Below are 4,225 nucleotides of genomic sequence, written 5' to 3' on the forward strand. Positions count from 1 at the left end.
AATAAAAGTAGTAGATGAAGAAGTAGCAAAAGCAAATGCAATATTAAATGATCCAGATGCAACAGCAGAAGAAGTAGAAAATGCGATAAATGGATTAACAAAAGCAATGGCCGGATTAGAAGCTAATCCATCTGTGGATAATGATGTTAATCCTGTAAAACCAGGAGACAGTACAGTAAATGCAACAAAGACAGGAGATACAGCAAGTATGATATATCCATTAGCTGGTTTAGCAGTGGCATCAATTGTCTTCTATGGAAGTAAGAAAAGAAAAAAATCTAAAATATAAAAAATAATCAAAAAGGTAACACTTACATAAAAGTGTTACCTTTTTTACACATATTCAAAGGAGTGGTAATGTAAATTAATACTAATAAATGTTATAATATTGATATATTGAATGCCAAATAATTATTTGCTCTAATAGTATTTAAAACAGGCGAAGAGTTAAGATTATTTGATTTAAGTATTCAAAATATTTATAGTTTATTTAATGATTGATGGGAGATGATATTGAAATAAAATTATTAAATCATATTTTTAGGGAAAATGAACAATTAAATATTTTACTACAGTAATTATTTTATGTAGTATGGAGGTAAAAGAATGAGGAGAGTAAAAAAGTTTTTAGGGATAGCGTTAGCTGCACTTCTTTTGGTGAATGTACCTGTTGTTCACGCAAATTCAAGTACAGTTAGTGACAGTTTTAGAGTTGCAACATATAATATTGCAGCTGGAAAAACTCCAAATATTGAATTAATGAATAATGCTCTAGAGCAAGAAAAAATTGATGTTGTTGGGGTACAAGAAGTAGATATGAATACTTCACGAAATAACTATGATATGTTAGCAAAATTCAAAGAATATGGTTATTTTACAGATACCCATTTTCAAAAAGCAATTTCATATGGTGGAGGGGAATATGGAATAGGTCTTTTGTCTAGATATTCATTAGAAGAAAAAACTGGGGCAGCAATTTCTAATGAAGGTAATTATGAAGCTAGAGCTTATGTAAGAGGCGTATTTGAAAAAGATGGTAGAAAAGTTGCTATCTATAATACACATCTAACTCATGAAAGTCAAAGTTTAAGAGCTAGACAGATGCAAGATGTATTAGATGCTATAGCAGCTGATCCAACACCATATAAGATATTAACTGGAGATTTTAATACAGATCAGTCAATTACAGAAAATTATCCAATGATGAAAAATTATAATTTGGCTAATGGTAAAGACGGGATTTGGCATGATACATACAATGGAGTTGATCCATCAATGAAAGTAAATTGTATTGATAATGTTGTTACTTCAAGAAATATAAAAGTTAATGATATTAAAATGGTTGAAACAGGATTATCTGATCACAATATGCTTTATGTAGATTGTCAATTACTTGATCAAGTGGAACCATCTAGTCAATTACTAGACTACTTATTGGCTGATGCTAAAAATATTAAACAATCTGGATACAGTGAAGCAAGTTATCAAGGGCTACAGGAAGCTATTAGTACTGTTGAGCGATTAGCTGCTAATAGTAGTCAAGATGAAATTGATCAAGCTGTATTATTGTTAGAAGAAAAAATGTCAGCTTTGGAAAAGTTAGCAGTATTAGATACTAATCTAATTCCAAAACCTTTAGTGGCATTTGAAACAGGTGGTAATTTTACTTTAAATAGTGAAACTGTTATAAATGTAAAAGGTAGAACAGATGATGAAACTAATGAATTAGCTAAAACTGGAGAAATTGTGGCTGCTAAATTTAGAGCTTCTACAGGTTATCCATTAGCAGTTGTAAAAGATAGCGATTCTATTAATAACAGTATTGTTTTAATGACTGCTGATAATGAACAACAGGGAGAAGAAGGCTATAGTATTGATACTACTGAAACTGGGGTTAAAATAGTTGCTAATCACACTGCTGGAGTTTTTAGAGCGGTTCAAACTTTAAGACAAATGTTACCAGCTGATATTGAAAAAGCTGAAGTAGTGAATGATATTCAGTGGGATATTCCATGTTCTCATATAGAAGATAAACCTGAATATGAATATCGTGGAACAATGCTTGATGTTAGCCGTCATTTCTTTACAGTTGATGAAGTAAAACAGCATATTGACAATATATCACAATATAAGATTAATAAATTACATCTGCATTTAAGTGATGATCAGGGATGGCGCTTGGAAATAAAAGGCGATGAATATGCTAATTTAACAGATTTAGGTGCTTCAACATCTTGTACACACAATGGAGAAAGACCAGGTTTTTATACACAAGAAGATTTTAAAGAAATCATAAGATATGCACAAGAAAGATATGTAGAAATTATTCCCGAATTTGATATGCCAGGCCATGCATGGGCGGCATTAGTTTCATTACCGATGTTAAATAGCACTGAAGATGGAAAACCACATGCAGGAAATTATGACAATTCAAAACCATATCAAGGATGGGATGTAGGATGGGCATCATTAGAATGTCATAATGAAAATACATATAAATTTATTGATGAAGTTATCAAACAAGTTTCAGCTATTTCACCATCAAAATATATGCATATTGGTGGAGATGAAGCACATTCAACTTCAAATGATGATTATAAATATTTCATGAATAGAGTTGTTGATATTGCTAAAAAATATGGAAAAACACCAGTTGGATGGCAACATTTTGATAACGCTGTTGAAGATAAAGAAGGAACAGTAACTCAATTCTGGTCAACAGGAAATGCAAAGATGAACAGTGATGTAAAATATATTGCATCACCAGCAGACTATGCATATATAGATATGAAATATGACAGTAATTGTGATTTGGGATTACAATGGGCAGCTCAGATATCAATTAAAAGAGGATATGAATGGGATCCAACAAATTATGGAACAAAAGATCAGATTTTAGGAATAGAATGTCCAATGTGGTCAGAGACATTATCTAGCTTAGAATCAGTGAACTATTTAGCATATCCAAGAATGTTAGGACATGCAGAAATTGGATGGACACCAAAAGAAAATCGTAACTGGGATGAATATAAATCACGCTTGATTGCTCATGGTGAAAGATTAGAGAATCAAGGCATTAATTATTACAAGGACGAAGATATATGGAAAGAACCGTATGTACCAGTAAATTCTAGCTGGAATATGGATGAAGGAACTGGAACTACTGTTAATGATAGTGCTGGTTTACATCCAGGAACTATTAGTGGTGGAGTTTCATGGATTGATGGTGTTAAAGGAAAAGGACTTCAATTTGAAGGAAATGGATATGTAGATCTTGGAATAAAAGATCTTGAAGGAAACTGGAGTGCTAGTATGTGGGTAAACCGCAGTCAAAACAGTGCAACAAATACAGCATTGTTATCTGGTGACCAGGGAGAAATTAAGTTAGAGCAGTGGAAAAATACACAAAAAATCGGAATTACAGAATTTGGTGTAGAAGACTATACATTTAATTATAGTGCACCTATAGGTGAGTGGGTACATTTAACATTTGTAAGTGATGATAATGGAACAAGCTTATATGTAAATGGAGAATATCAAGATCACTTAGATGTAACAATTGCAGGACCGGCTAAACGAATCGGTGCTAATGCTAAAGCAGGTTTACAAGATTCAGGAAATTTATATGGTTCATTAGATGAAGTATGTATATTTAATAAAGCTTTAACAGCTGATGAAATTAAAGAGTTAGCAAAATTACCTGAAGTTGTATCAAAAGTAGAATTACAAGCATTATATGATGAATGTACAATTCTTAAAGAAGCTGATTATACAGCAGAAAGCTGGAATGAATTTAGCAGTGCAATGGATCTTGCTAAAGATATTCTAGATAAAGCAGATGCTACACAAATAGAAGTAGATAATGCAAAAGATACTTTACAAAATGCAAAAGATGGTTTAATTGAAAAAGTAGTAGATACTAATAAAGTGGCATTATCAATAGCAATTGATATGGCAAAAGAAGTAACTCAAGAACAGTTAGATAAATTAGTACCAGTAGTAGCTGATGAATTTAAAGCAGCATTAGAAAATGCTGAAACTATCTATGCAAAAGACAATGCAAGTCAAGAAGAAGTAAATAATGCATTTGATCGTTTAGCTAAAGTAATGCAGATGTTAGAATTCTATAAAGGTGATAAGATTGCATTACAAGAAATGATGAATAAGATTGCTAACTTAACAGCAAATGATTATACAGAATCAACATGGAATGCGCTTCAAGCAG

General features: G+C 31.8%; 2 protein-coding genes. Both read left to right on the forward strand.

Translation table 11 applies throughout. From position 1 onward, the window contains the following. A partial coding sequence (locus tag ACLR9T_RS13400; protein ID WP_413110011.1) for an LPXTG cell wall anchor domain-containing protein occupies positions 1–289 on the forward strand: 289 nt, incomplete at its 5' end. Between the two features lie 317 nt (positions 290–606). Next, a partial coding sequence (locus tag ACLR9T_RS13405) for a family 20 glycosylhydrolase (protein WP_413110012.1) occupies positions 607–4,225 on the forward strand: 3,619 nt, incomplete at its 3' end.

This window comes from Thomasclavelia sp. (genome assembly GCF_047249845.1).
GTDB lineage: Bacteria > Bacillota_I > Bacilli_A > Erysipelotrichales > Coprobacillaceae > Thomasclavelia.